Below are 2,154 nucleotides of genomic sequence, written 5' to 3' on the forward strand. Positions count from 1 at the left end.
GCATTCCGCAATCCGCATTCCGCAATTCATTCTTATTCACCTCCCGAGAATACGAACCCAAAGCAAACCTTTATTACTACAGAGCAAGATACTATGATCCAGGGGTAGGAAGATTTCTCTCAACCGACCCCATCCTCCGTCCCCCATCCTGCCCCACCTGTCCTGGGGCAAATACATTCCCTATAGAAGGTGCGGGATTGTTAGGGTATCCTACTATGAATAAAAAAATGCTTCGTAATCCTCAAAGGTTACATTCGTATGTTTATTGTTTAAATAATCCAGTAAAATTAGTTGATCCTATGGGGTTATGGGAGATAATAGGTCCTAGTCCTAAGCCATGTTATGAACAATGTTATTGGGACTGTCGCCGTGAACATCGATGTGCTGAACCACTTAAAAGTGCAGTGAAAATATATTGTTTTGTAGCGTGTTTCCTTGAATGTCTTAAAAGTCCATTTCCTTCTCCACCATCTGATGGGTTTCGTGGTCCAGAGCCTGGACCTGCTCCCCCTTATCCTCCTATAAAAGAAAAGTAAAAATGGGTAATGTGCTTTATAGGTATTGCTTATATAAATTGATAATAATTTTTGTTCTCCCAGTAATATTGGTTGCAATAGGTATATTTTTTAGAAAACATTCTTTAAAAATACAAAAACTTATATCTTTTCCATTGATTGCTGGTTGTTTAACTATCTGGTTCCTGTCGTGTTTTATTTATATACCATTAAATATAGTTAAGCTTGAATCTAAGATTACAGTAATTCTTCTTGGATTATTAGTAAGCCTTTGTGGATTAATCTTTGGTATATTGATAAGCAATAAAATATTGGCAGTAAAATTTAAACTTATGTCTTTCAGCACAATAGGAATGTTTTTTACTGTTTTGATAGGAGGGATGATAATGGGTAGTTTAGTAGGACTTTGTTTTGAAGCTGGATTTTTTAATCCTCCTATTATACAAAAAATTGATGCCGTATTTCCTTTTTCTGCTCTTATTTTTGTTTTAATGGCATGTTTGGGTGGCTCTCTTGGCGCAATGCTATGGAGCAAAAAATTAAAAGAACAAGTAAAAGATTACAACTCAAAAGGTGGACAAATATAAGGTAAATATGCTAAACTTTAAACAAAGGAGAAATTAAAAATGGAAGAGAATGTTTTAACGCTAAAATATCCAGATGATCTTCTGCTTTCCCTTAAAGAAAGTAAAGAAAGGTTTGAGGAAGAAGCAAGGTATCTCTTAGCCCTGAAACTTTATGAGCTTGGCAAAATCTCTTCTGGCAAGGCGGCAAAATTAGCTGGCTTAAACAGGGTGAATTTTCTAATGAGGCTTGGACAATATAAGGTTTCTCCCTTTCAAGTAGAGCTAAAGGAGATTTTAGAAGAATCCAAAAGATGAGTATTAAAGGAAAAGGGATTGTGGTGAATACATCACCTTGGATTGCCCTTTCAATATGTGGGAAGACCTCTTTGCTTAAGGAGCTTTATGCTGAAGTTTATCTTCCCTTTAAGGTAAAAGAAGAAATCTTGGCTGGCGGTGAGCAAGGTCTTGGAGTTCAAGAGCTAAAGGCAAGTCCCTGGCTTTTAATTGAAAAGGTTGCTGATCGGGAAAAGATAGAGCTATTATATGAGCTAGAACAGGGTGAGGCAGAGGTTGTTATCCTGGCAAAAGAAAAAGGGATAAAGCAGGTTCTAATCGACGAAAAAATTGCCAGATTGCAAGCAAAGGTTTTGGGGCTTGAGGTAATAGGAACATTGGGTCTGCTTTTAAAGGCTAAAAAGAAAAGGTTGCTTTCTTCTATAAAACCTTCTATCAGTCAAATGTTAGAAAATGGCATCTGGATTAAGGAAGAAATAATAAAAGGATTATTGAAAGAGGCTAGGGAGGAATAAAATGATGCAGGATAACTCTGTGAAAAATAGGTCTACAATGGATACAACAACCTATACCTATGATTATGAAAACCGCCTCATCCAGATAACCTTTTTTGATAATTCAAGCCAAACCTTTACCTATTGCCCCTTAGGCAAAAGAATTGCCAAGGATAATTCAATCTTCCTTTATGATGGTGATGATTTAATCGCTGAATACGACCCCCAAGGAACCCTTAATGCCAGATACACCTTTGGCCCAGGCATTGACAACCCCATCTCAGT

Annotated in this window: 5 protein-coding genes; all 5 read left to right on the forward strand. The window is 37.0% G+C overall.

Annotated features, from left to right (window positions below; all coding sequences use genetic code 11):
- Positions 1–536, forward strand: a 536-nt coding sequence (locus AB1397_04255; GenBank protein ID MEW6482195.1) for an RHS repeat-associated core domain-containing protein, incomplete at its 5' end; no start/stop codon positions are given.
- Positions 537–574: 38 nt separating this feature from the next.
- Complete coding sequence (locus AB1397_04260) at positions 575–1,102, forward strand: hypothetical protein (protein MEW6482196.1); 528 nt, start codon at positions 575–577, stop codon at positions 1,100–1,102.
- Between the two features lie 39 nt (positions 1,103–1,141).
- Entirely contained in the window at positions 1,142–1,396 is a 255-nt protein-coding gene (locus AB1397_04265; GenBank protein MEW6482197.1) for a UPF0175 family protein, read from the forward strand.
- The gene (locus AB1397_04270) at positions 1,393–1,890 is read left to right on the forward strand and encodes a DUF3368 domain-containing protein (protein MEW6482198.1); all 498 of its coding nucleotides are present in this window, start codon (positions 1,393–1,395) and stop codon (positions 1,888–1,890) included. The genes AB1397_04265 and AB1397_04270 overlap by 4 nt, the downstream gene beginning before the upstream one ends.
- A 19-nt stretch (positions 1,891–1,909) precedes the next feature.
- The coding region (locus AB1397_04275) for a hypothetical protein (GenBank protein ID MEW6482199.1) at positions 1,910–2,154 on the forward strand (245 nt) is incomplete at its 3' end.

It is taken from the genome of bacterium (assembly GCA_040756715.1).
Lineage (GTDB): Bacteria > UBA9089 > UBA9088 > UBA9088 > UBA9088 > JBFLYE01.